Source organism: Archangium sp., assembly GCF_036388035.1.
Taxonomy (GTDB): Bacteria; Myxococcota; Myxococcia; order Myxococcales; family Myxococcaceae; genus Archangium.
The window spans coordinates 1-2,081 of record NZ_DASVSO010000364.1; the positions used below are offsets into that span (position 1 = coordinate 1).

General features: G+C 74.1%; 2 protein-coding genes. Both read right to left on the bottom strand.

The features are described 5' to 3' along the window. Window positions 1-915: NAD(P)/FAD-dependent oxidoreductase (locus tag VF697_RS14755; protein WP_331095420.1), on the bottom strand; the 915-nt coding region annotated here is incomplete at its 3' end. Beyond that, the coding region (locus VF697_RS14760) for a hydroxymethylglutaryl-CoA reductase, degradative (RefSeq protein ID WP_331095422.1) at window positions 912-2,081 on the bottom strand (1,170 nt) is incomplete at its 5' end. The genes VF697_RS14755 and VF697_RS14760, both read right to left, overlap by 4 nt.

The window sequence follows — 2,081 nt, forward strand, 5'->3', positions numbered from 1 at the left end:
GGGACGGCCATCCACCTCCAGCAGCAGCACGTAGCCCGACAGCGACAGCGGCTCGCTCTCCCGCCCCAGCTTGTCCAGCGGGTCCGCGTTCACCACCACCGTGTCGAAGCGCTCCTCGCCGCCCTCGGGCCCCACGCGGTAGCCGTGGGCATCCCGCGCGTAGCGGGCGCGCGCGTGGAGGTGCACCTTCACGCCCTGGCGCCTCACCGCCGCCTCGAGCCCGTCCACCAGCGCGCCGATGCCACCGCGCACGTGGTGCACCCCGTACGCGCGCTCGATGTGGGGGATGAGGGCGTAGGCCGCGCTCGCCTCATAAGGAGAGGCCCCCGCGTACGTGGCGAAGCGGCCCACGAACTGGTGCATGTGGTCCGTCTTGAAGTGCGCCCGCGCCAGCTCGTCCAGCGTGGCCAGCTTCATGCCCTTGGCCATGGCCACCATGCCCCGCCGGGCCACCCGCGCCATGAAGCCGGCCATGCCCTCGAAGGGCGCCTCCAGGTACGGCTCGCCCGCGGCCCGCCAGATGGCCTCGGCCTCCGCGTAGAAGCCGTGCACCCCGCGCCGCTCGCTGGGGCGCAGCTCCCCGGCGCTCTCCGCGGTGCGCTCCACCTCCTTGTACGCCACGAAGCCGCACCCGTCCGCGAAGCGGTAGGTGCACTGGGGCCGCAACTCGGTGATGGGCGGCAGCAGCTCCTCCGCCCCCAGGGCCCCGAAGAGCCCCTTCACCACGTCCGGCAGCGTGAGCAGCGTGGGCCCGGTGTCCAGCGTGAGCCCCTCCACCCGCACGCACTGCGCCTTTCCCCCGAGGGTGGAACCTCCCTCGAAGAGCGTGACGTCGTGGCCCTCCCTTGCCAGGAGCCCGGCGGCCGTCAGCCCTCCAATTCCGCCGCCCACCACGGCGACACGCGTGGCCTTCATCGCGTGGCCTCCTTCCGTCTCACCTCCTCGGCGAGGATCTCCCGAGCACGCTCCGGCCGGTAGACGCGCTCGCGCGCCAGCCGCTCGGCGACGATCTCCACCAGCTCGCCCTCCGCCCCCACCTCCGCGGCCACGCGCCGCGCGTGCAGCGCCATGTGTCCCTTCTGGATGCCCTCGGTGGACAGCGCCTTGAGGGCCGACAGGTTGGTGGCCAGCCCCGCCGCCGCGGCCACGCCCGCCAGGTCCACCGCGCTCGTCACCCCGGCGAGCTTCAGCGCCCGCTGCACGCCCGGGTGGGAGCGCGCCGCCCCGCCCACCGTCGAGGTGGCCAGCGGCATCTCCAGCAGGCCCACCAGCTCGCCCGAGGGCCCCATCCGCCACGAGGTCAGCGGCCGGTACACGCCGAAGCGGGACGCGTACGCATGCGCCCCCGCCTCCACCGCGCGCCAGTCGTTGCCGCACGCCACCAGCACCGCGTCCACGCCGTTCATCACCCCCTTGTTGTGGGTGACGGCGCGGTAGGGGTCCAGCTCGGCGAAGCGGTGGGCCTCGAGGATGGCGTCGCGCACCGCCGCCCCATCGGGGAAGCCCTCGAAGGCCAGCGCCGCCGCCGGCACCGTCGCGCGCACGTACACCTTGCGGCGATCCGCCAGGTTGGTGAGGATCTTCAGCCCCGCCCGGCCCCCGGCGAGGGTGGCGAGCCGGTGCGCCAGCTTCTCCGCGAGGCTGTTGACGAGGTTGGCCCCCATCGCGTCCCGGGTGTCCACGTGCAGGTGGACGACGAGCGTGGTGGCGTCCAGCACGCGCACCTCCAGCTCGCGGGCCCCGCCACCCCGGGCGCACATGTTGCCGAGCAGGCCATTGGCCTCGGCCAGCAGCTCCGGCGACCCAGCGCGCAGCGCGGCCTCGGCGGCGCTCAGGTCGGGCACGTCCAGCAGCTGCACCTGGGCGGTGGTGATGGGCTCGTCCGCCGTCACGGTGAAGCCGCCGCCCTCGCCGCACAGCCGCGCCGCGTAGCTCGCCGCGGCGATGATGGAGGGCTCCTCCACCGCCATGGGGACCAGCCGGTCCTGCCCGTTCACCACGAAGTTGAGCGCCACGCCCAGCGGCAGGCCGTGCAGGCCAATGACGTTCTCCACCATGGCGTCCGCGCAGGCCTCGTCGAA